The following is a 22,849-nucleotide window of genomic DNA, read 5'->3' on the forward strand; positions in this document are numbered from 1 at the left end:
GGGCCTTCGTGACAGTATCGGCGGCCTGACCAGCCATGGCCAATGACCCGTGTCTACTCGTGGGCGCCGGCCAGACTGTAGTCGGCCACCCGTTTCTCGCTGCGCACCCGACTGAGCAGGTCCACCACCGCACGATGCGCCGGATGCATGCTGTAATCATCCAGCGCCTGCTGGCTGGCAAAACGGCTGTTCAGGCAGAGTTCCACCTGCTCCTCGCCGGCACCGGGGCAGAATCCCAGTTCCCAGAACTGGATCCCCGGAATCCGGTCGGGCAGGGCCGCCAGTGCGTCGGCCACTCGCTGGCGGTTCTCCTGGGCACTGCAGCCATCGGCGGTTGCTTTGAATTTCCAGAACACGATGTGACGAATCATGAATGGCTCCCGGTTGCTCATGCGCGACCGGCAAGGAGCAAACTGGACCGCGAAGCGGCAAGGGCTGGAATTGCATGCGGCAACTGATACTTTCCCCGACACCGCCGGGCGGCTTGCAAGGACCCCGGTCAACCACACCGTCCACGGACGGACAGCTTCCGGAACACCCCATGGATCTGAACCTCAGCGGACGACGCGCGCTCGTCTGCGGCGCCACCCAGGGCATCGGCCTGGCCTGCGCGCGGGAACTGGCTGCCCAGGGGGCACGCCTGACACTGGTGGCCCGCGATCCCGAGCGGCTGGCCGCACTCTGCGCCGAACTGCCCGGACTGGACCACGACTGGCTGGCGGCCGACTTCTCCCGCCCCGCCGAGCTGGAAGCCCGACTTGCGGACTGGCTGGCAGCGGGCAACCGGGCCGAAATCCTGATCAACAATACGGGGGGCCCTCCGGGCGGACCGATCAGCCAGGCCACACCCGAGGCGTTTCGTACCGCTTTCGAGATGCACCTGATCTGCGCGCACATCCTCGTGCAGGGTCTGCTGCCCGGAATGCGCGAGGCGGGCTGGGGGCGCATCGTGAACATCATCTCCACCAGCGTCAAACAGCCGCTGCCCGGACTGGGGGTGTCCAACACCGTACGGGCCGCCATGGCGGGCTGGTCCAAGACCATGGCCACCGAACTGGCTCCCTTCGGCATCACGGTGAACAATGTGCTGCCGGGCGCCACCTCCACCGGGCGGCTGGACAGTCTTGTGCGCAACCGGGCCAGTGGCAGCGGTCGCAGTGAAGACGAGATTCGCGCGGGCCTGCTCAAGGAGATTCCACTGGGCCGCTTCGCCGACCCGGCCGAGACGGCCACGGCCGTGCTGTTCTTCGCCTCGCCTGCCGCGGCCTGCATCACGGGCACCAGTCTGGCCGTGGACGGAGGTCGCACCTCCAGCCTGTGACAAGGCCCGAGATCAGGAAGTTCCATGATTCTGCCCGAACGCATTCTCAACTTCATTGACGGCGAGTTCCACGAACCGGCGGGCGGCGCCTGGCTCCAGGGCTGGGAACCGGCCACCGGTCAGCCACTCTACCGCCTGCCCGACAGCGAGGTCGAGGATCTGGACAGGGCGCTGACCGCCGCCCGGCGCGCCTTTCCCGCCTGGGCCGCCCGTTCCGTGGAAGAGCGCGCCGCGGCTCTGGACCGGGTCGCCGATGGCATCGAAGCCCGGCTGGAAGACTTCGCCTTCGCCGAGAGCACGGACAACGGCAAACCCCTGCACGTGGCCCGCAGCGTGGACATTCCCCGGGCCGTGGCCAACTTCCGCTTCTTCGCGGGGGCGATCCGCCATTTCGCCAGCGAGTCACACGCCACCTCGCCCGATCTGCTGAACCTGACCCTGCGCCAACCCATCGGGATCGTGGGCTGCATCTCGCCCTGGAATCTGCCGCTCTATCTGTTCAGCTGGAAGATCGCCCCGGCGCTGGCCGCGGGCAATTGCGTGATCGGCAAGCCATCGGAAATCACCCCGCTGACAGCCGCCCTGCTGGGCGAGGTGCTGCGCGACAGTGGGTTTCCACCGGGTGTGTGCGCCATTCTCCATGGGCGTGGCGCACAGATCGGCGCGGCGCTCTGCGCTCATCCCGAGGTGCGCGTGATCTCCTTCACGGGCGGCACCGCCACCGGAGCCGCGATCTCGCGGGTGGCCGCCCCGATGTTCAAGAAGCTCTCGCTGGAACTGGGCGGCAAGAACCCGACCCTCGTCTTCGCCGACGCCGACCGCGAGGCCGCGCTCGCCGGCGCGCTGCGCGCAGGCTTCAGCAACCAGGGCCAGATCTGCCTCTGTGGCTCGCGCCTGCTGGTGGAAGCCAGCATCTACAACGAATTCCGCGACGCGCTGCTCACGCGTGTGCAAGCACTGAAGGTGGGCGATCCGCGGCTGCCGGACACGGACCAGGGCGCGCTCGTCTCGCGCGAACACCGCGACAAGGTGCTGTCCTACATCGCCCTGGCCCGCGAGGAAGGTGGGCGCGTGCTCTGCGGGGGTGAGCCGGTGGCCCCGGAAGGACGCTGCGCCCGGGGCTGGTTCCTGCCGCCCACTCTCATCGAGGGTCTGGCGCCCGACGCCCGCTGCAACACCGAAGAAATCTTCGGCCCCGTGCTGAGCATGATGCCCTTCAGTGACGAAGCCGAGGCCCTGGCCATCGCCAACGGCACGGTCTACGGCCTGGCCAGCAGTCTCTGGACGCGCGACCTGGACCGTGCCCACCGGATGGCGGGAAGGCTGAAGGCCGGCATCGTCTGGATCAACACCTGGATGGAACGGGACCTGCGCACGCCCTTCGGCGGAGCCGGCCATTCGGGCGTGGGGCGCGAAGGCGGGGTGGAAGCCCTGCGCTTCTTCAGCGAAACCAAGAACGTCTGTCTGCGCATCAACCAGAGCGGAGAGTGAGCATGAGTCACACACCCACCGAGTTTTCCACCCAGGCCGCTCCACCCCCTGTGGGGCTCTACCCGCATGCCAGGCGCGCGGGCAATCTGCTGTTCCTCTCGGGCGTGGGGCCGCGCGCGGCCACGGGCACCGAGATCCCGGGGGTGACGTTGGACTCCTCGGGCGCGGTGGTGGCCAAGGACATCGAGGCCCAGTGCCGCTCGGTGTTCCAGAACGTGCGCACCATCCTGGAAGCGGCCGGCGCACGCTGGGAAGATCTGGTGGACGTCACGGTCTTCCTCACCGACATGACGAACGACTTTCCCGTATACAACCGGCTCTGGGCCGAGTACTTCAAGGATGTGCGCCCCTGCCGCACCACCCTTGAGATCAATTGCCTGCCCACTCCCATCGCCATCGAACTGAAGTGCATCGCGCTGATTCCCGAATCGCGCTGAACAGGAGGACCGGGATGCTGCCACCCATCAATTTCACCCAGTGGATCGAAGACCACCGTCACCTGCTCAAGCCGCCCGTGGGCAACCAGGTCGTCTACACGGACACCGAATTCATCATCATGGTGGTGGGCGGCCCCAACCAGCGCAAGGATTTTCACATCAACGAGGGTGAGGAATTCTTTCACCAGATCGAAGGCAACATGGTGCTGCGCATCATGGAAGACGGCCTGCCCCGCGAGATTCCCATCCGCGCCGGCGAAATCTTTCTGCTGCCTCCCGAGGTGCCGCACAGCCCCCAGCGCGAGGCCGGCAGCGTGGGTCTGGTCATCGAGCGTCGGCGCTACAAGGGTGAACTGGATGGATTCGCCTGGTATTGCGAACAGTGTCACGAGCCTCTGCACAGCGAATACCTGCCGCTGACCGACATCGTGACCCAGTTGCCCCAGGTCTTCCAGCGCTTTCATGCGCGCCCGGAACTGCGTCGCTGCAAGTCCTGTGGCCACGTGATGGAAACCACCTGAGATGCAGTCCTCAGCCCCCTCGATTCCGGTCGTCGACATCCATACCCATGTGCTGCCGCGCGACTGGCCCGACCTGAAGGCCCGTTATGGCTACGGCGGCTTCATCCAGCTTGAGCATTGCGGCCCGGGCTGCGCACGCATGCTGCGCGACGGGCAGTTCTTCCGCGAGATCGAGGAGAATTGCTGGGACCCGGGTGCCCGCCTGCGCGACTGCGACGCCCATGGTGTGTCACTGCAGGTCCTCTCCACCGTGCCGGTGATGTTCAGCTACTGGGCCAAAGCGGCCGACTGCCTGGACCTGTCGCGCCTGCTGAATGACCACATCGCGGGCATCGTGTCCGCCCATCCCCGGCGCTTCGCCGGCCTGGGCACGATTCCGCTTCAGGACCCACAGCTGGCGTGCCAGGAACTTCAGCGCTGCGTGACGGATCTGGGGCTTTGTGGAGTCCAGATCGGCAGTCACGTCAACCAGTGGAACCTGAACCACGAGGCGCTCTTCCCCGTGTTCCAGGAAGCCGAGCGCCTGGGCGCGGCCGTCTTCGTTCACCCTTGGGACATGCTGGGCACCAGCGAGATGAAGGACTACTGGCTGCCCTGGCTGGTGGGCATGCCCGCCGAAAGCAGCCGCGCACTGTGCTCGCTGATCTTCGGCGGAGTGCTGGAGCGCCTGCCCCGCCTGCGGCTGGCCGTGGCACACGGGGGTGGCAGTTTTCCCGCCACCCTGGGCCGGATCCAGCACGGATTCGATGTGCGCCCGGACCTCTGCGCCGTGGACAATCCGCACCCACCGCGCGAGTATCTGGGCCGCTTCTGGCTGGACACCCTGGTCCACGATCCGCGCATGCTGGACCTGCTGCTGGAAATGGTGGGCCCCCGGCGCCTGGCTCTGGGCAGCGACTATCCCTTCCCGCTGGGCGAACTGGAACCGGGTCGCCTGATCCGCGAACACAGCGGTCTGAGCGAGCACACGCGCACTCTACTGCTCTGCGACAGCGCACTGGAGTGGCTGGGACGCACACGAAAGGACTTTGGCTGGTGAGGCTCTCCTTCTCCATCGCCGGGCGCCGCTGCACGGTCGATACCACCCATGTGCACGAGCTGGCCCTGCCGCTGGATCTGGCTGGAGGCAGTCCCCGCTGGTACGGGGCCGAGGCCGCCAGTCGGCGCGCCTTCAGTGTGGGCAATTTCACGGGTGACACGCGCCTGGGTGCCAGTTGCAATGTGCGCGTGCTGGAACTGAACCCTCATTGCCAGGGCACCCACACCGAAAGCTGGGGCCATCTCTGCGACGACGCCCCCGGACTGGCCACCCTGCTGGACGAGACCCTGCTGCCGGCCAGCCTGCTCACGGTCTGGCCCGAACCGGCCGCCGACTGCCCGGACACTCTGCCGCCCACCGTGTCGCCCACGGACCGGATCCTTGGAGTGGCCGAACTGCGCCCGAGGCTGGCCGTGATCGCTGCTGGATTCAATCGCGCGCTCGTGTTGCGCTGCGGCCAGGACGACGACACCCGGCCCGATCCTCCCGCCTACGTCACGCCCGAAGGCATCCAGCTGCTGCTGGCGATGGGCGTGCAGCACCTGCTGGTGGAACTGCCCTCGCTGGACCGCCTGGACGATGGCGGCCTGCTGCGCGCACACCGCGCCTTCTGGGAACTGGACACAGGCAGCCGCCAGCAACCCCCGGTCCACGCGCGCGGTCGCAGCGTCAGCGAGCTGCTGCGGATCCCCGCAAAGCTGGCCGACGGTCCGGGTCTGCTGGAGCTGGGTCTGCCCGCCCTGGAATCCGATGCGGCCCCCAGCCGTCCGCGCTGGTACCCGCTGCTGCCCGAAGAGACCATCGACAAGGAGCTCCGACCGTGAGCCACTTTCCCGACTTCACCCTTGAAAACGCCCGCCAACTGGACCGGGCCGATTCGCTGTCCTCCTTCCGCGACCGCTTTCATCTGCCCACGGGCGCTCAGGGTGAACTGGTCTACCTCTGCGGCAATTCCCTGGGTCTGCAACCCAAGAACGTACGCCCGGCTCTCGACGAAGTGCTGGACGACTGGGCGCGGCTGGCAGTGGAAGGCCATTTCGCCGCGGCCCGCCCCTGGATGCCCTACCACAGACTCCTTGCCGCCAGTGGCGAGAAACTGGTTGGCGCCCGTCCCGGCGAAGTGGTCTTCATGAACAGCCTGAGCGTGAATCTGCACCTGCTGATGGCCAGTTTCTACCGGCCCTCGGGATCTCGCACCCGGATTCTGGTGGAAGGCGGAGCCTTCCCCTCTGACCGCTACGCCGTGGCCACCCATCTGGAGCATCATGGGCTGGATCCGGACAAGCAGATGGTGCAGCTGCGTCCACGTGAGGGCGAGGACTGTCTGCGCCCCGAGGACATCCTGGCCACCATCGAGGCCCAGGGCGACAGGCTGGCGCTGATCCTGCTGGGTGGAGTGAACTACTACACGGGCCAGGCCTTCGACATGCGGGAGATCACACGCGCCGGTCACGCGGTGGGCGCGCGGGTGGCGTTTGATCTGGCGCACGCGGCCGGCAATCTGGAACTGGCCCTGCACGACTGGAATGTGGACTGGGCCGCCTGGTGTGGCTACAAGTATCTCAATTCCGGCCCCGGCGGCATCTCGGGCGTGTTCGTGCACGAACGGCACGGCCGTGATACCACGCTGCCGCGCCTGGCGGGCTGGTGGGGCCACGACAGCGAGACCCGCTTCGCGATGCCCGAGCGTTTTCAGGCGATGGAGGGCGCCGAGGGCTGGCAGCTCAGCAATCCGCCCATCCTGCCTCTGGCCGCCTTGCGGGCCTCGCTGGAACTGTTCGACGAGGCCGGCATGCCGGCCCTGCGCGCCCGCAGTCTGCGCCTGACCGCCTGGCTCGAACAGGGGCTGGATGCGGCAAGTCGCGGCCGTTTTCGCCAGCTGACCCCGCGGGATCCCGCCCAGCGGGGCGCCCAGCTCTCGCTGCACTTCCCCGGAGGCGCCACCACCGTGATGCGGGAACTGGAAGCGGCGGGCGTGCTGGCCGACCTGCGCCGCCCGGACGTGATTCGTCTTTCGCCGGCCCCTCTGTACAATTCCTTTGAGGATTGCTGGCACGCGGTGCAGCGCCTCGATGGTCTGCCCGCCCTCAATTCCCGGAGACCCTGAGATGACATCCAGGCTTGATCTGATCGGCAGTGGACTGGCTGGCCCACTGGCCGCCACCCTGATGGCGCGCGCCGGAGTATCGGTGACCTGCTGGGATCGCCGTCCCGACCCGCGTGTGGCACAACTGGACGCCGGGCGCTCGATCAATCTGGCGCTGAGCGTGCGGGGTCTGAAAGCCCTGGCCGCTGCGGGACTGGAAGCCCGTGCCCGCGCCCTCTGCCTGCCGATGAAGGGCCGCCTGCTGCATTCGGTTGATGGCGAAACCCGCTTCGTGCCTTACGGCAGCCGTCCGGATCATGTGATCCACAGCATTTCACGCCAGGCTCTGAACCAGCTGCTGTTGAGCGCGGCGGAACACACGGGCCTGGCCCGGCTGGAATTCTCGCGCCGCCTGCACGCCGCCAATCTGGATACCGGCGAACTGGATTTTCGCTGCGGGGACGACGAGAGTCCGCTCTGCATCAAGGCGGATCACATCATCGGCAGCGACGGCTCGGGCAGCGTCCTGCGCGACGCACTGGGCACACACGCCCCCGACAACTGCCGAGTGGACCGACTGGAACACGGTTACAAGGAGCTGAGTCTGGCCGCCAGCCCCGGTGGACAGTTCCAGTTGCGCGAAGATTGCCTGCACATCTGGCCCCGCGGCGGCTGGATGCTCATTGCGCTGCCCAATCTCGACCGCAGTTTCACCTGCACATTGTTCTACCCACTGGAAGGCCCGTCCAGCTTCGCCAGCCTGAACAGTCCCGAGGCGGTGAACGAGCTTTTCGATCGTGAATTCGCCGACCTCAAGGCCCTGATGCCCGATCTGCTCGAGCAGTTCGAAGCCAATCCCGTGGGACATCTGGCCACCGTCACCACGCAGCGCTGGACTCTGGCGGACAGGCTCCTGCTCATCGGCGACGCGGCACACGCGGTGGTGCCCTTCTTCGGCCAGGGCATGAACGCCTCTTTCGAGGACGCTCTGGAGCTTGCCTGGCAACATGACAAGCTGGGCGAGGACTGGGCGGCCGTGTTCGAGGGAACCGCCAGAGCGCGCAAGGCCAACTCCGATGCGATCGCCGCGATGGCACTTGAAAACTATGTGGAAATGCGCAACACGGTGGCCGATCCGGGCTTCCAGTTGCGCAAACACGTGGAACACCGTCTGGAGCACCTGGAACCCGAGCGTTTTCTCAGCCGCTATTCGATGGTGAGTTTCAGCACCGTGCCGTATCGGCTGGCCAGGGAACGGGGACGGATCCAGCAGGAGCTGCTGGAAGAGCTGACCGCCGGCATGGAGCGCATCGGTCAGCTCGACGAAGCCCGCTCCCGGGCCCTGATTCACGAGCGACTGGTTCCACTGGCCGACCTGCCGCGGTCCTGATGCGGCAGACCGAAAACAAAACGGGCACCCGCACGTTTTTGTTGGCGGGTGCCCATTCAATCCTTAGGTTCGGCCCGGATGTGGGTTGACGGGCTTGTCAGGCCTGTCAGCTGCGCGCAGGATCATTCATCCAGTTCGAACTCCAGGACTTCTTCGTGGATCACCGCCGGCACTTCGCCATCGCGGAGACCCGGGACCCGGGGGAACAGGTTGAGTGACTGCAGCCAGTGCTCGATCGTCACGCTGGATGCGGTGCCCTGCACCTCGACGAAACCCTGGACAGTGCCCAGTTGCCGCTGGGCACTGTCCGCTTTTTCGGCCGCCGGTGTGGCCGCCCAGAGGGGCAGGGCCGGCAGCAGGGCCAGCAGCAGGACTGCGGACCGTGGAATGCGCGGGTGATTCATGATCGGTCTCCCGGTTGTGGGACGCAGGATTCGGATGTGTGTCCTGGCGTCCCGTTGTGCGTACAGCCCATCAGACACCCCCATTCGCCCAATGGTTTCAGTGACAATCCCTTTCCTGATCCACTTCGTCCCGAAATCCGCCTGCCGGGGCTTTTCCGCTTGTGCCTTAGGGCACCATCCCGGACTTTCTCCCGCATCGTCCAGGCCCGCACCTGTGACGAGCCGTCAATCCCGGCGGGTTTCTCCCCCCTTCGTCAGGTTCCGGACAAGGCCAGAGGATGCCAACCATCCCGGGGCAGGCGTGCCTGTCCGGGACGTTCACTGACGCATGAGAAGGCAATTGAACCAGAATTGGCATTCGTCTTCAAACAGCTACATTTCCGGCCCGAATTGCTTGTGGGGCAAACGTTTCCAAAGCATTCGCCCCTGAGGATTCAGAAGGAGTGCCGGACGGCCGATATCCTCCATATCCACAATCGCAGTTTGCTCATCTCACTAACCCATCCATACTTGGAGACCTCACAATGACAGTCAAGAGATCCCTGGTTCTTCACGCGACGGTTGGCCTTGCCCTGATGGGTGCCGCCAGTGCCATTGCCGACAAGGCCCCCGTGCTGCAGTGGTCCACTCCGGACAATGCCAGCCAGACCGTCCAGCCCCAGAAGCTGGTTCCCACCTTCAACACCGATGTGGACCTGATTCTCGAAGCCTTCGAAGCCGGCATGCCCGAGTCCTGGTTCCTCAACACCAACACCGGCAGCCCCGGCTGGCAGGTCGCCAATGCCGCCGGCGCCAGCAGTGATCTGGTGACCTTCCCGGATCACACCAATTTCGCCTACTGCAACAGCGATGCCGAGGGCGATGGTGTGACCATGGACGACTACATGATCACCGACCTGTTCGACATTCCCGCCGAGACCGACTGCTTCCTGAGCTACGACTACTACTTCCTGGCCGGTTCCGGCTCCTGGTACGACTTCTGCGATGTGCTGTTCAGCACCGGTGGTGGCGACTGGGAAATCCTTGCCTCCCTGACCGAGGCCACTGTCTGGACTTCGACGACTCTCGACCTCAGCGAATACGCCGGTTCCGAGATGTGCCAGGTCGCCTTCCGCTTCTGGGATGAGGGCACCTGGGCCTGGGCCGTGGGCATCGACAACGTGCGCATCTTCACCACCGTAGGCGACGAGTTCCCGCCCACCATCAGCGTGGCTCCGTACTACAACCACATGGACATCAACGCCGGCTTTGACGTGATGGCCGACATCGCGGATCCTTCGGGCGTGATGAGTGCGGACTTCATGTATCGCATGGGCCCCGGTGACTGGACCTCCATCGCCATGAGCCCGGTCGCCGGTGACACCTGGGAAGCCGCGGTCCCCGGAATCGGCGGACTGGCCAACCTGGAATGGAAGATCAGCGCCACCGACTTCTCCCCCAACGAGAACATGGCCGAGACCGCCTCGATGTTCACCGAAGTCAACAATGACGCCTGGCTGCACTACGATCTGCTGGGCGAGAGCACCAACGGTCTGGGCCTGGCCACTGGCGCCTGGCAGGCCGCGACCCTCTTCGATCCGGGTGTCTGGCCGGTCACGCTGACCGAAGTCGAGTCCGGCATCTTCCTGAACGGTGGCCCCACGAACATCACCTTCAACCTGATCATCTACAATTCCGATGGGACTGACGGCGCCCCGGGCACCGTGCTGCACACCCAGTCGGTGACCACCCCCAATGCCGAAATGGGCATCTGGACCCTGGATGCGCCGCTGGAAGTGATCGATCCCTTCTATGTGGCCATTTCGATCAGCGCCGGTGGCTATGTCTACACCGACAACGTGGGCTACCACTTCGACAACACCAGTTTCCTGTCCACGGGCACCGACTGGCAGACGGTGGAAGAGATCAACTTCCAGATCAACTGGATCATGCACGTGCACGCCACCTACGCCACCGTGGACGTCGCTCCCGAGCAGGTGCTCGTGCCCAATGGCATCCAGCTGCTGAACAGCTATCCCAACCCCTTCAACCCCAGCACCGAGATCGCCTTCCACCTGAACCATGCCCAGCAGGTCAGCGTGGATGTGTTCAACGTGCAGGGTGAGAAAGTCCGCACCCTGGCCAACCAGGCCTTCGAGGCGGGCGATCACAGCCTGACCTTCGATGCCAGCGACCTGGCCTCGGGTGTGTACGTGGCCGTGCTGAAGAGTGGCGCCGAGCAGCGCAGCATCAAGCTGACCCTCGTCCGCTAGTCCATTCTCGAGCCTACAAAGCCCCCCGGGTCCAGAGGATCCGGGGGGCTTTTCATTTGCGGTCATGGCCGATCGGATGCTGGCTTTGCAGCAGGTGTCTTGCCAGCGGAGGGTGCTGGCATGGCAGCAGGCGTTGTGCCAGCGAAGGGTGCTGGCGTGGCAGAAGGCGTGGAGCCAGCCGCGGATGCTGGTCTGGCAGCAGGCGTTTTGCCAGCGGAGGGTGCTGGCTTGGCAGCAGGCGTGACGCCAGCGGAGGGTGCTGGCCTGGCAGCAGGCGTGAAGCCAGCCGCGGATGCTGGCCTGGCAGCAGGCGTGACGACAGCGGAGGGTGCTGGCCTGGCAGCAGGCGTGACGCCAGCCGCGGATGCTGGCCATGCAGCAGGCGTGACGAGCGGCGGAGCGGAGCAGGCGTGCTGGCAGCAGCCAGGCAGTGCTGGCAGGCGCAGGCGTGACGCCAGCCGCGGATGCTGGCCATGCAGCAGGCGTGACGCCAGCCGCGGATGCTGGCCATGCAGCAGGCGTGACGACAGCGGAGGGTGCTGGCCTTGCAGCAGGCGTGACGCCAGCGGAGGGTGCTGGCCTTGCAGCAGGCGTGACGCCAGCGGAGGGTGCTGGCCTTGCAGCAGGCGTCCTGCCAGCGGAGGGTGCTGGCCTTGCAGCAGGCGTCGTGCCAGCGGAGGGTGCTGGCCTTGCAGCAGGCGTGCCAGCGGAGGGTGCTGGCCTTGCAGCAGGCGTGACGCCAGCGGAGGGTGCTGGCGTGGCAGCAGGCGTCCTGCCAGCGGAGGGTGCTGGCCTTGCAGCAGGCGTCCTGCCAGCCGCTCATGGTGTGTGATCGGACACGAAAAACCCCGCCGTAGGCGGGGCACAAGCGAGCGACGAGGTTCGAACTCGCGACAACCAGCTTGGGAAGCTGGCACTCTACCAACTGAGTTACGCTCGCAGGGCCGCAAACATAACAAACTGCCCGCTGGTGTCACAAGGGGCAGGCTCAGCCCGCCAGGCGCCTCACCAGTGCATCCAGCAGGGCGGCGGTGTGCAGGGTTTCCTGTTGCAGCCACTGGCTCAGCATGGGCAGCAGCATCACCAGCATGAAGATGCCCAGCCCGATCTTCACCGGAAATCCCACGATGAAGATGTTCATCTGGGGCACCGTGCGCGCGATGATGCCCATCGCCACCTCCGAAAGCAGCAGCGCCGCCAGGATCGGGGACGCGAGCTGCACTCCCAGAGTCAGCACGCGAGCACTCTGGCGAATGCCCTCCTGCATCAGCAATCCATCCAGGTGTGCATGGCCGATGGGCAGGATCTCCACACTCTGCCAGAGCGCCTGCAGCACCAGATGGTGTCCGTTGATCAGCAGAAAGAGCACGATCGCAAGCATGTACTGCATCTGGGAAATGATGCTGACCTGCTGGCCCGAATCCGGGTCCAGCACGCCCACGATCCCGAATCCCATCTGCATGCCCACCAGCTGGCCGGCGAACTGGACGGCAAAGAAGACCAGCTGGGCCATGAAGCCGATGAAGAGCCCGAGCAGGGCCTCCTGAACGCCCAGGCCCAGCATCTGGTACCAGTTGCCGATCACGGGAAAGTCACCGGGGTGCGTGAGAGCCAGCGGAAAGAGCAGCGCAGCAAGCGCCAGCCCCAGGCTCAGTTTGGCCTGCACGGGCACCTGTACCCCGCCGAACACCGGTGCCGCTCCCACCAGACCCAGACAGCGGATCAGCAGCAACACGAAGAGCTGCACCGAGTCCAGGGGCCAGGAAACGAAGATCACCGGGAGTCTCCTTCACAGGGAAGAGGATCGAAGAGGGACCGGAGCGAGCGGATGGTCCGGGCTCCGCATGCCGCAAAACGGCTCACACACCGCCCATCAACTGGAAGATGTTGCGGGTGAAGGCCAGCATCGACTGGATCATCCAGGGGAACAGCACCAGGATCACGGCCACCACGGCCAGGATCTTGGGGATGAAGGTCAGGGTCATCTCGTGAATCTGGGTCACGCTCTGGAACACGCCCACCGCCAGACCTATCACAAGCCCGGCCACCAGAATCGGCGCGCTCAGCAACAGCGACAGCCAGAGGGTTTCCTTGAGGATGTAGACGGCCATTTCCTGGGTCACGCGAGGTTCCTTTCTGCGGCCGACCGCCCAACGCATCCGGCGATCACTAGACCCTGAAGCCCGAGACGATCGAACCAACCAGCAGATTCCAGCCATCCACGAGCACGAAGAGCAGCACCTTGAAGGGCAGACTGATCATGATCGGGGGCAGCATCATCATGCCCATGCTCATCAGCACGGACGACACCACCATGTCGATCACCAGGAAGGGCAGAAACACCAGAAATCCCACCTGGAAACCCAGCCGCAGCTCGCTGATCATGAACCCGGGGATCACCACCGTCAACGGCAGCTCCTCGGGAGTCGACGGCCGGGGCAGCTTGGCCAGACGCACGAAGAGTCCCAGATCTTCCTCCCGCACCTGCTTGAGCATGAAGGCCTTGAACGGCACGCTGGCCTTCTGCAGGGCTTCCTGCTGGGTGATCTCGCGGGCCAGATAGGGCTGAAGTGCCTCCTGGTTCATCTCGTCGAAGGTGGGCTTCATGATGAAGAAGGTCAGGAACAGCGCCAGCCCCAGCAGCAACTGGTTGGGCGGGAGCTGCTGGGTGCCCAGGGCCTGTCTCACGAAGTGCAGGATCACGATGATCCGGGTGAAACTGGTGGCCATGATCAACAGAGCCGGCGCCAGCGCCAGCAGGGTCATCAGGAAGAGAATCTCGATGGCCACCACCATGTCGGGAGATCCCGTGCCCGCGCCGCCGAGGGCCACGGTCAACCCGGCCGGAGCTGCCGCGGCGGCCTGTCCCAGGGCGATGGCCGGCAGACCGGCAAGGCAGACGATCAGCGCCAGCATGTGTTTCATCGTGTGCCGTCCTGAGGGTCGTTGCGGAATGTGGACAGGACCGTGGCGAAGCCCGAGGCCTTGCCCGCAGCCGGTTCGATCAGCTCCTGGGCCTCGTCGCCCTCAAACCGGTCCAGAGTATGGATCCCCGCCTCGGAGACGCCCAGCACGAGCACCTTGCGCCCCACGCGCACCAGCACCACCTGACGCCGGGGTCCCAGCCCGCGCGCGGCCACCACGCCCAGCGGCGAAGGACCGACAGGCAACACGCCCGAGGCCAGCCGGAAGCGTTTCAGCAGCCAGAGCACGGCGCCCAGCAGCAGCAGCACCAGCACCACCCGAATCGCCAACTGCCCCATGCCTTCGCCCATTCCGGACGCGCCCGCGGCGGACACATCCAGCGGAAGCGTGTCCGCAGCCCGGGCAACCCGGCCCAGCAGGACCAGCCATGGGGTGACAAGCGTCAGGCGCAGGCCGTGCATCACAGTTCGGCGGGCAGCGAAGCCAGCCGCTCCTCGATCTTGACCAGCTCGGTGATGCGCACACCGAAGTTCTCGTCCACCACCACCACCTCGCCCAGGGCGAACTTCTTGCCGTTGACGTACAGCTCCACCGGTTCGCCGGTGAGCTTGTCCAGCTCGATGATCGCGCCGGGCGCCAGGTCGATGATCTCCTTGATCAGCATGCGGGTGCGGCCCAGTTCGATCACCACGGGCAGATGGATGTCCATCACGCGTTCCAGCCCCTCGGGCAGGATGCCGGCCATGCTCATGCCCCCATGGCGCGTGGGAGGCGGGAACTCCCCGAAACTGGCGGGCCGCACTTCCTTGGGCGCGGCCGCCGGGGCGGCTCCCTGTGACTCGGCAGCAGGCGCGCCGGCTCCGGCGCTGGCCGTGCGAGCCGTGCTCTCGCCCGTGATCATGCGTCCCAGACTGTCGCGCAGGCCGGGCTCGTAGAGCTTGAACATGCGGAAGTTGCCCTGGCCTTCGATCTCCACGGCGAAGCGCACCATGTGCCAGCCCGCGAACTGGCCCTCCAGCTCGGCGGCAGGCACGACGGCGGTCTGGTCCACTTCGGCGCGCAGCTCCACACCCAGCTTGGCGTTCAGCCGGCTGATCTCGGCGCCCATGACCTGGTTGATGCCCTCGAGGATTCCGTCCAGGTGTTCCTCGGGCATGAACTCCACCTGACCATCGCCCATGATCATGAAGTCGACGATCTTGGCCACCAGGGGCTTGTCCAGCAGGAAACTGATGCGGCCGGTGAGCACACGGTTGAACACCGCGTCCACGCGCACCAGCTCCTCGCTGCCCATGGCGGCCAGGTTGGCGGCGTCCGCCGTGTCCTGCCCCTCGTAGAACACCGTGGTATCCATGTTGATCACGGTCTTGAGGATCTCGGCAGCCTGCTCGGCGAACTGGAATTCCAGATTCTGGAAGGCTTCGTTGATTGCGGTGTGATCGGCCATCAGGCGTTGCCTCCAAAGAGTCGGGCGTTGGTGTCGTTGTGGATCGGATCCTCGATCTGGCTCACTTCCTTGCTGATCCGGAAGGCCTTGTGGATGCCCACCGTACCCGGACGCCCGAGGAACTTGATCTGCCCACCCACTTCCAGGGGCAGGTCGGCGTGTTCATTGATGTTGAGCGGCAGCACGTCCCCCGGCTTGAGCTGCAGATACTGGGCCATGCTCAGGCTGGTGTTGCCCAGCAGGGAGCGCAGGGTCATCGGGCTGCAATGCAGTTTGTGGATCACCTTGCGCTTGCTGTCGGAGGTGGGCGGGCGTGTGGCCAGGCTCATCCGGCTGCCCTGGGTCAGGAAAGGCAGCACCGGTTCCAGCAGGAAGTAGGGAATGCAGATGTTCAGCGGGAAGCTGAAGTTCATCACACGGATCTCGAAGAAGATCAGTGCGATGCTTTCGCTGGCAGGCGCGATCTGCACGAACTGGGGATTGCTCTCGAAGGTCTCCATGCGCAGTTTCATCGGCTGCACCATGTCCCACACATCGTTGAGACTTTCAACGAAACGGTCGATGGTGCGTGCGATCACGCTCTGCTCGATCATCGTGATTTCACGGGGCTCCGAAAGCTTCTCTCCCGTACCACCCAGCAGGCGGTCCACGATGTAGAGCACGAACTGCGGGCTGAGCTCCACGATCATCGAGCCGTTGTAGCTGGTGCTGCCCACGACGTAGATGCAGGACAGTTCGGGCAGGCTGATCTTGTACTCGGCGTAGGTCACCTGATCCATCGAGAGCAGGTTGATCTCGACCAGGCTGCGCATGGTGCTGGAGAGGAAGGTGCCCATGATGCGCGCGAATCCTTCGTGGATCGTGCGCAGGGCCCGCATGATGTCCTTGGTGATGCGGTCGGGGTGCTTGAAATCGTGGGGGCCCACATTGGCCTGCAGCGCCAGGGAACGCTTGGTATTGCCCTGGCCTTTGCCCCCCCCACCCTTCTTGCCTTCGCCAGGGTCGGAGCCCTGCACGGAAGACAGCAGGTCGTCAATCTCGTCCTGGCTGAGAATCTGGTCCATCGACATCCCGGGAGTTTGGGTCCTGCGAACTCGCTTTCCCGGGGAGATTGGCAAAGGTCGTGCCGAAAATGCGGAAGTTTGGAACTTGGCGTGGGGGCAGTGCCGAAGCCGATTCAGCGGAGGTGGCGAGGTCCGGGGGAGGGCTGGAACCGAGCGTGCAGGCAAAGGGTGCCGGGTGACGGGGCAGTTTCGACCCGGACAGGCTCAGGCTCCGGGTTTGCGGGCCGCGTAGATTTCGACCCGCCGGTTCTTGGCCCGGTTGGCGACGCTGTTGTTGGGCACCGCGGGCCGGAATTCGCCGAACCCCACGGCCACCAGACGGCGCGGTTCGTACCCTCCGGTGCGTTCCACGTACCTCAGCACGCGGGTGGCGCGGTCCACCGAGAGTTCCCAGTTGGTGGGAAAGCGCGCGGTATGGATGGGTGCGTCATCCGTGTGGCCTTCGATGCGCAGCTCCTCCACCGGATAGGTGGTCAGCACCTTGAGCACCGCGTCAATCACCGGGATGAACTGGGGTCTCAGGTCCGAGGTCCCCGGTTCGAAGAGCACCTGGTCCTGCATCACGAATCGCACGCCCGACTTGTCCCAGAAGACCTGGACCTGGTTCTCGATCTGCTGCTCCTCCAGCTCCTCGACCATTTCCTCGACAGCCTGGTTGAACTCCATGTCGCTGGTGCCGTCCGACGAATTGAACTGCACCGGACTCATCGAGGAATTGGGGTCGAAGAAGCCCTCGCCACCCTTGAGCGAGCCCATCGCCTGGCGGAACTTCACCACCTCCATGGACGAGAAGCTCACCAGCAGGATGAAGAACACCAACAGCAGACTCATCAGGTCACCATAGGTGGCCATCCAGCCCGGAGCCGTGATTTCCTTGGGTGCGCCGTCGTCCTCGTCGTCTTCCACGGGCGTCTTTCCAGATCAGGAGAGTCAGGCCTTTTCTTCCTGCTGCCGCTGATTGGGAGGCAGGAATGTATTCAGTCGGTCGGCCACGATGCGCGGATTGTCGCCGCTCTGGATGGCCAGAATGCCTTCCACGATCATCGCCTTGCGGGACTTCTCTTCCTTGGCGCGCAGGGCCAGTTTGCCCGAGACGGGCAGGCCGATCAGGTTGGCCATCATCGCGCCATAGAAGGTGGTGATCAGGGCGGTGGCCATGCCCACGCCGATCTTCGAGGGATCGTCCAGGGCCTGCAGCATCTGGATCAGTCCCACCAGCGTGCCAATCATGCCGAATGCCGGACCATAGGTCGCCACCTGCATGAAGAAATATCCGCCGTCGGAGTGGCGAGCCCCCTGGCTGCGCAGCTCGATGGCCATGATGGCCTGGATGGTCTCCGGGTCGGTGCCGTCCACGGCCAGCCGGATTCCGTTCTTGAGAAACTCGTCGGGAATCTCGGGCAGCATGCTCTCGATGGCCAGAATGCCCTCGCGGCGGGCCTTCTCCGCGATCTCGACCAGGGTGGTGATCGAGTCCTTCATCGACGGTTCCTTGTGCATCAGCGCCTTCAGGAAAACCTTGCTGGCCGACATCATGTTGCCCATGGGGAAATTCATGAACAGCGCGCCGATGGTGCCCCCCAGAACGATCAGCAGGGAGCCCACGTCAAAGAAGAACAGAGCTCCCGGCTTGGACGCGATCGCGAAGATCACGAAGCCGTAACCAAGCAGGAGTCCGATCAGGGTTGAAAGGTCCATCCGGGGCAGTTTCCCTTGAGATCACCAGACTGTCCGAAGCCCGACCTGTCCATTCCGTCACACGGGATCCACGTGACGCCGGCCGGGCAAGGGGCCTTTTCCTTATCGGCGACACACCGCGAAACTTGGGCCGCGAGGGCTCCGGAAGCAGCTTTGGACCGTTCTGTCAGAAGAAACCGCGAGGGCCGGAAGAAATGACCCCTTCTTCCGCGGAAACCCCTTCCCCCATCCGGTCACGGACGGGAGTAGGAGAATCCGGCGCATCCACTCACGAATCAGGCCAGGGTCTAGCGCTTGATCCGGATGACTTCGTCCAGCAGGGTATCGGCCGTGGTGATGATCTTGGCCGCGGCCTGGTATCCACGCTGGGCCACGATCATCTCGGTGAATTCCCGGGTCAGGTCGGCGTTGGACATTTCCAGATAGCCGGACTGGATCGAGGTGCTGTTGTTGAGTCCGGCCTGGATCAGACGGGCCTGCCCGCTGGCCCCGTTGGCCACGTAGGCACTCTCGCCCGCGGCGGTCAGGCCCTGCTCGTTGGCGAAGTCGGCCAGCACCAGTTGGGCCAGCGTGCGGCTGTGCCCATTGGTGAAGGCGCCCACGACGGTGCCGTCTTCCTGGATTTCCAGCTGCTCGAGCATGCCCATCGCGAACCCATCCTGGGCGTAGGCCTGGGTGCTGAAGTCTCGCGAACTCTGGGTGATGCCGTTGTTGCTGCCGATGGTGCCGGGGTCCAGCACGAGAGTCACTTCGGCCGCCCCGCCCGTCGGCAGGAAACTGAGGCCACTGGCTCCGCCATCGTAGGTGAACGTGGCCAGATTGCCCGCGCTGTCAAAGGATACGCTGCCGCTGCCGCCCCCACTGATCGTGGCGCCAGCCACATCGGCGTTCCAGAGCCAGGTGTTGTCCTCGGAAGAGCGGGTGAAGGTCACGTCCAGAGGCCAGGGCGTGCCCAGACTGTCGTACACCGTGATCGAGGTGCTGTGACTCGTGGGCTGGATTTCCAGGCTGAAACTGCCGTCGGTGAACCCGCCACTGGCCGACTCGATCATCAGGCCGTTGGGCAGCTCCAGCTGGCTCACCGCTCCGCTGCTGCTGCTGGTGACCTCGGTGATCGGTCCCAGGGAAAAGCTCTGGGTCTGGCCGTCCACGGCCAGAAAACTGCCGCTGGCCATCAGCTCGCCCGTTCCCTGAAGGGACACGGGAGCGCCAAGGGCCGAGTCGAGCGCCGCACCGGTGATCTCGAGACTGTTGCCCGCGCCCCAGACCTCGCCCACCAGCTGCAGGGTTCCCGACTGCGTGTTCCAGCCAAAGCCGGGAATCTGGTTTTCCATGCGCGTCAGCAGGTCCTCGAGGGTCGAGTCCAGGGTCAGCCCGTCCAGACTCACGCTGCGGTCCGAGCTTTCCCCTTCCTGCACGCGCAGGCTGGTCAGCTGGTCCAGCAGACTGGAGTCGCTGATCCAGGTGCTCAGAGGAGACTGCAGATCCGCGGTGGTCCGGGTGGTATCCTGGAGGCCCTGGCTGATCGTGTTGACCACGGTCACATCCAGGCTGCCACCCACACCGGCGGTGGTGGTGCCACTCACCGAACTGGCGTTGGCCGTGTTGCCCGCCAGCAGCGAGGCGGTGGACTGGCTGGCATCGGCGTCCAGATTGCTGCGGAACATCACGCGACCGGTGGCCTGGGGTTCTTCCTTCATGCCCAGTGGCAATGTGATCGCCCCGTAATCGGCCAGCGGGCCGAAATTGCCCGAGGCATCGGCCATCAGGCCCATCACCGAATTGCCGCCCGCATCCACCAGCGTGCCCAGGGCATTGAAGACGAAGGCGCCGTTGCGCGTGTACATGGTGCGCCCGTTGTCTTCGGTCATGAAGTAGCCCCGCCCCATCAGGGCCAGGTCGGTGACCTGCCCGGTCAGTTCCAGGCTGCCCTGTTCGTGGATCCGGTCGATCGAGCCCACGCTGGAGCCCAGACCCACCTGCAGCGGATTGCGGCCCTGGCTGGCATCCGAGGGGCCGGTGGCGTCCCGCAGGGTCTGGGAGAAACTGTCCTGCAGATTCACCCGACTGCGCTTGAAGCCCGTCGTGTTGGCGTTGGCCACGTTGTTGCCCACCACTTCCAGCTTGGTCTGCTGGTTGCGCAAGCCGGCGACTCCCGTGTACAAAGATCTCAGCATGGTTCACCTCACCGTTGGCGGCCCCGGCAGGCGGGACCGCAATCCTGTCACACTCTAGATGTTCTGACGCAAGCGATCGCCGGCACTGTTTCCGGGCACGACCACGAAGGGATCCTCGGGATCCGGACCGGGCTCCACCCCGGCATCTCCACCGGTCTCGCGCACTTCGCTGACCTGGGAGAGACTCAGTTCCATGCCGTCCAGCACCAGCCAGGCGATGCCGTCACGGAAACGCACACTGTCCACGGGAGCCACGATCAGGGCCCGCGCGGACAGGCTGGCTCCGGCGGTGTCCTCGCCCTCGATGCGGACGTGATAGGTCCCGTCGGGCAGGGTCCGGCCGTTGGCGTCCTTGCCGTCCCAGGCAATCTCTTCGGCGGGATCGTCCACCTCGAGCACGCGCACCACGCGTCCATCCTCGTCCGTGATGCTCAGGCTGAGGTGGCTGGGGGGCGAGGAAGCTTCCCAGTGGATCACGGTTCCGGAACCATCCAGGCGCACGCGGTCGTCCACGGCCACCACGGTCTGACCAATCAGGCCCGCAGCCATGTTGCTCTGCAGGGCACCGGCCACGGCCATGTCCTGCTCGAGGCCGTTCTGCAGGCTGGCGTTCATGTTCTCCAGCTGCTCCAGGCTGCTGAACTGGGCCAGCTGGCTCGAGAACTGCTGGTTGTCCACCGGATTCAGCGGGTCCTGATTGGCCAGCTGGGTCACCAGCAGACGCAGGAAGTCGTCCTTGCCCAGGGCCGACGCGCTGCCCGTGCCGCTGTCGAGTCGGCTGCCCGTGGTGGCGTACCCGGTGGGGGAAATGGTGCTCATGGGGTCTCCTCCCGTTGCTGGGCCGCCAGGGTTTCCTGGAAGGCCGATTCCATGCGGTCGCGCGCCAGCTGCCAGCCTGACTGGCGTGGATCACGCCCGGGTTGCCGTCCCTGGGACTGGCCGTCCCGGTTGTCCGGGTTGGCCTGTTCGTGACGGGTTTCGCCGCTGGAGAGCAGGTCCACCTTGTCCAGGCGGATTCCGCTGGCTGCCAGCTGGTCCTTCAGTTCGCCCAGAGCCTGCTCGATGCGGCGCCGGGGTTCCGGGTGCTCCACCAGAATCCGGATCTGGACTCCGCCATCGCGCTGCTCCAGACTCAGCTGCAGAGTGCCCAGTTCGGGCGGTTTGAGCTGGATCAGGGCTTCGCTCTTCTCCTTGCCTTCGCCCACCAGAAAGCGGATCTGGCCGCAGAGCGTATCCAGCAGGCCGCGCAGGTCACGCACTTCCATGCGTGAGTCGCCGGCCTCGGCCACCAGAGCCTTGAAACTTGCCGCAGAGCGCACACCCGTGTCAGCGACGGCGTTCCCCGCAAGTGCTCCAGGTACCGGTACGTCGGGAATCTCGACCCGCGGGGCGGCCGGGACTCGCCGGGTCTGGACCATTCCCGGCAGTTTCAGCGCCGGGACCGTCGGGGTCACCTTCTGGCTCACGCTTCCTGCGTGTGCCAGTCGGGAAGCCAGGCCGGCGGCTTCGGTTCGCCCCAGCAGACTGGTTTCGGGCAGGCGGAACAGCAGGGCTCCCCGCCGCTGGGGCAGCAGGATCAGGGGAATCGTCCTGCCTTCGGGCAGGCGAAATCCGCTGCCCTGGCGGGCCAGCGCGGCCCGCGCGGAGGGGCCTTCGGGTTTCCTGCGATCGGCGGCGGCCTTGCTGGCGGCGCGTGCTTCCTCGATACCGGTCGTGGCATGGGGCTGTGGCACGGCGGGCGAGTTCAGCAGTCCGGCCAGCTGCTGGGCGAAGCTGGCGGCCACGGTCTGGGTGCCATCCGGGTTCTCGGCCTGAGCGTTGCCGCCGCTCTTCAGGGGAGCCTCGGTCATGCTGGCCTGCCCACCGGCGGGGATCACGGGAAGTCCGATCATCGCCGCTGGCCCGCCTGTTTGAGAGTGGCGCGTTCGCGAATCAGCCGGGCGATTTCCGCCGCCTTTTCCGGGGGCATGGCCGCCAGAATCTTGGCGGCCGTGCGCTCCTCGATGCTCAGCAGGATTCCGGCCACCGCCGCGTTGTCCATCTTCAGCATCACGGGCGCGGCCTTGGCGGGCTGCATGGATCCGAAGACCCGGGAGAGACGCTCCAGGTCCTGGTCCTTCAGGTCCACCTTGCGGTCGTCCATGGTGCCCAGCTCGGCCTGGAGCTGCTGCAGGCGCGTGGTGAGAGCCTCGGTGGAATCCTTGAGGATCGCCACTTCCTCGTTCTTCTCGAGCACGTGATCCACCAGCTCGTCCACCACGATGCTCAGGCTGTCCTGGAGCAGGCTGTCGACCACGGCCACCGTGTCGGCGACCAGTTCTTCCTGGACCTGGGCCAGAGGCACCGTGACCTGGCTGCGCACATTGCGGAAGTAGAAGAACATGCCCGTGTTGACAATGGCCATCGAGAGCAGGAAACCAGCCACGATCAGGAGCGTGGTCTTGCGTTTGCCCTTGCCTTCGGCCTTCGCGGACTCGTCACCCGCCGGGTTCTCGTCACCGGGCTTGCCGCCCTTGCCCGGATTCAGGCCGTCGGGCTCGCTGTCCTTGTCCGGCTTCTTTGACGCCTTGGCCATGATTGCTCCTCATCAGACTTGT

Annotated in this window: 24 protein-coding genes and 1 tRNA gene; 9 read left to right on the forward strand and 16 right to left on the reverse strand. The window is 65.3% G+C overall.

All coding sequences use genetic code 11. The annotated features are described in order from the left end of the window. Positions 1 to 53: 53 nt before the first annotated feature. Positions 54 to 371 (reverse strand): Dabb family protein, encoded by a 318-nt coding sequence (locus H6678_12955; protein MCB9474704.1) that lies wholly within the window; start codon positions 369 to 371, stop codon positions 54 to 56. A gap of 170 nt (positions 372 to 541) precedes the next feature. Between H6678_12955 and H6678_12960 the strand changes: the two genes are divergently transcribed. The 8 genes from H6678_12960 to H6678_12995 are packed head-to-tail and all read left to right on the forward strand — an operon-like array spanning position 542 to position 8,285. Further along, the gene (locus H6678_12960; protein MCB9474705.1) at positions 542 to 1,321 is read left to right on the forward strand and encodes an SDR family oxidoreductase; all 780 of its coding nucleotides are present in this window, start codon (positions 542 to 544) and stop codon (positions 1,319 to 1,321) included. A 24-nt stretch (positions 1,322 to 1,345) separates the two neighbouring features. After that, a complete protein-coding gene (locus tag H6678_12965; GenBank protein ID MCB9474706.1) occupies positions 1,346 to 2,812 on the forward strand; it encodes an aldehyde dehydrogenase in 1,467 nt (488 codons plus the stop codon). 2 nt (positions 2,813 to 2,814) lie between these two features. Continuing rightward, positions 2,815 to 3,249 (forward strand): RidA family protein, encoded by a 435-nt coding sequence (locus H6678_12970; protein ID MCB9474707.1) that lies wholly within the window; start codon positions 2,815 to 2,817, stop codon positions 3,247 to 3,249. Positions 3,250 to 3,263: 14 nt separating this feature from the next. Continuing rightward, the gene (locus tag H6678_12975) at positions 3,264 to 3,770 is read left to right on the forward strand and encodes a 3-hydroxyanthranilate 3,4-dioxygenase (GenBank protein MCB9474708.1); all 507 of its coding nucleotides are present in this window, start codon (positions 3,264 to 3,266) and stop codon (positions 3,768 to 3,770) included. Between the two features lies 1 nt (position 3,771). After that, on the forward strand, positions 3,772 to 4,809 hold the full coding sequence (locus H6678_12980) for an amidohydrolase (GenBank protein ID MCB9474709.1): 1,038 nt from the start codon (positions 3,772 to 3,774) through the stop codon (positions 4,807 to 4,809). Further along, complete coding sequence (locus H6678_12985; GenBank protein MCB9474710.1) at positions 4,806 to 5,633, forward strand: cyclase family protein; 828 nt, start codon at positions 4,806 to 4,808, stop codon at positions 5,631 to 5,633. The genes H6678_12980 and H6678_12985 overlap by 4 nt, the downstream gene beginning before the upstream one ends. Then, complete coding sequence (gene kynU / locus H6678_12990) at positions 5,630 to 6,916, forward strand: kynureninase (protein MCB9474711.1); 1,287 nt, start codon at positions 5,630 to 5,632, stop codon at positions 6,914 to 6,916. The genes H6678_12985 and kynU overlap by 4 nt, the downstream gene beginning before the upstream one ends. A gap of 1 nt (position 6,917) precedes the next feature. Further along, complete coding sequence (locus H6678_12995) at positions 6,918 to 8,285, forward strand: FAD-dependent monooxygenase (GenBank protein MCB9474712.1); 1,368 nt, start codon at positions 6,918 to 6,920, stop codon at positions 8,283 to 8,285. A 122-nt stretch (positions 8,286 to 8,407) separates the two neighbouring features. Here the strand turns inward: H6678_12995 and H6678_13000 are convergent, their stop codons facing one another. Beyond that, positions 8,408 to 8,689 carry a hypothetical protein gene (locus H6678_13000; GenBank protein ID MCB9474713.1) on the reverse strand — a complete coding sequence of 94 codons (282 nt, stop codon included), beginning with the start codon at positions 8,687 to 8,689 and terminating at the stop codon, positions 8,408 to 8,410. 524 nt (positions 8,690 to 9,213) lie between these two features. Here H6678_13000 and H6678_13005 point away from each other — a divergent pair. Further along, positions 9,214 to 10,941: a T9SS type A sorting domain-containing protein gene (locus H6678_13005; protein MCB9474714.1), complete on the forward strand. Its 1,728-nt coding sequence runs from the start codon at positions 9,214 to 9,216 to the stop codon at positions 10,939 to 10,941. 52 nt (positions 10,942 to 10,993) lie between these two features. On the opposite strand, the gene H6678_13010 is transcribed toward H6678_13005, so the two are convergent. The 14 genes from H6678_13010 to H6678_13075 form a co-directional block, all read right to left on the reverse strand. Continuing rightward, complete coding sequence (locus H6678_13010) at positions 10,994 to 11,764, reverse strand: hypothetical protein (GenBank protein MCB9474715.1); 771 nt, start codon at positions 11,762 to 11,764, stop codon at positions 10,994 to 10,996. 44 nt (positions 11,765 to 11,808) lie between these two features. Continuing rightward, positions 11,809 to 11,881: transfer RNA gene (locus H6678_13015), tRNA-Gly, on the reverse strand. 48 nt (positions 11,882 to 11,929) lie between these two features. Further along, entirely contained in the window at positions 11,930 to 12,718 is a 789-nt protein-coding gene (fliR, locus tag H6678_13020) for a flagellar type III secretion system protein FliR (GenBank protein MCB9474716.1), read from the reverse strand. 82 nt (positions 12,719 to 12,800) lie between these two features. Continuing rightward, on the reverse strand, positions 12,801 to 13,052 hold the full coding sequence (gene fliQ / locus H6678_13025) for a flagellar biosynthesis protein FliQ (protein ID MCB9474717.1): 252 nt from the start codon (positions 13,050 to 13,052) through the stop codon (positions 12,801 to 12,803). Between the two features lie 58 nt (positions 13,053 to 13,110). Next, the gene (fliP, locus tag H6678_13030) at positions 13,111 to 13,866 is read right to left on the reverse strand and encodes a flagellar type III secretion system pore protein FliP (protein ID MCB9474718.1); all 756 of its coding nucleotides are present in this window, start codon (positions 13,864 to 13,866) and stop codon (positions 13,111 to 13,113) included. Next, a complete protein-coding gene (gene fliO / locus H6678_13035; protein MCB9474719.1) occupies positions 13,863 to 14,327 on the reverse strand; it encodes a flagellar biosynthetic protein FliO in 465 nt (154 codons plus the stop codon). The genes fliP and fliO overlap by 4 nt, the downstream gene beginning before the upstream one ends. Beyond that, entirely contained in the window at positions 14,327 to 15,313 is a 987-nt protein-coding gene (fliN, locus tag H6678_13040) for a flagellar motor switch protein FliN (protein ID MCB9474720.1), read from the reverse strand. The genes fliO and fliN overlap by 1 nt, the downstream gene beginning before the upstream one ends. Then, the gene (gene fliM / locus H6678_13045; GenBank protein MCB9474721.1) at positions 15,313 to 16,377 is read right to left on the reverse strand and encodes a flagellar motor switch protein FliM; all 1,065 of its coding nucleotides are present in this window, start codon (positions 16,375 to 16,377) and stop codon (positions 15,313 to 15,315) included. The genes fliN and fliM overlap by 1 nt, the downstream gene beginning before the upstream one ends. 204 nt (positions 16,378 to 16,581) lie before the next feature. Continuing rightward, entirely contained in the window at positions 16,582 to 17,283 is a 702-nt protein-coding gene (locus H6678_13050; protein MCB9474722.1) for a flagellar motor protein MotB, read from the reverse strand. A gap of 24 nt (positions 17,284 to 17,307) precedes the next feature. Beyond that, positions 17,308 to 18,075 (reverse strand): motility protein A, encoded by a 768-nt coding sequence (locus H6678_13055; protein ID MCB9474723.1) that lies wholly within the window; start codon positions 18,073 to 18,075, stop codon positions 17,308 to 17,310. Between the two features lie 287 nt (positions 18,076 to 18,362). Continuing rightward, complete coding sequence (locus H6678_13060) at positions 18,363 to 20,252, reverse strand: flagellar hook-basal body complex protein (protein ID MCB9474724.1); 1,890 nt, start codon at positions 20,250 to 20,252, stop codon at positions 18,363 to 18,365. A gap of 54 nt (positions 20,253 to 20,306) precedes the next feature. Further along, positions 20,307 to 21,071: a hypothetical protein gene (locus H6678_13065; GenBank protein ID MCB9474725.1), complete on the reverse strand. Its 765-nt coding sequence runs from the start codon at positions 21,069 to 21,071 to the stop codon at positions 20,307 to 20,309. Beyond that, positions 21,068 to 22,144 carry a flagellar hook-length control protein FliK gene (locus H6678_13070; GenBank protein MCB9474726.1) on the reverse strand — a complete coding sequence of 359 codons (1,077 nt, stop codon included), beginning with the start codon at positions 22,142 to 22,144 and terminating at the stop codon, positions 21,068 to 21,070. Before H6678_13070 ends, H6678_13065 begins: the two co-directional genes overlap by 4 nt. Beyond that, positions 22,141 to 22,827: a hypothetical protein gene (locus H6678_13075; GenBank protein MCB9474727.1), complete on the reverse strand. Its 687-nt coding sequence runs from the start codon at positions 22,825 to 22,827 to the stop codon at positions 22,141 to 22,143. The genes H6678_13070 and H6678_13075 overlap by 4 nt, the downstream gene beginning before the upstream one ends. Positions 22,828 to 22,849 lie beyond the last annotated feature (22 nt).

Source organism: Candidatus Delongbacteria bacterium (genome assembly GCA_020634015.1).
Taxonomy (GTDB): domain Bacteria; phylum CAIWAD01; class CAIWAD01; order CAIWAD01; family CAIWAD01; genus JACKCN01.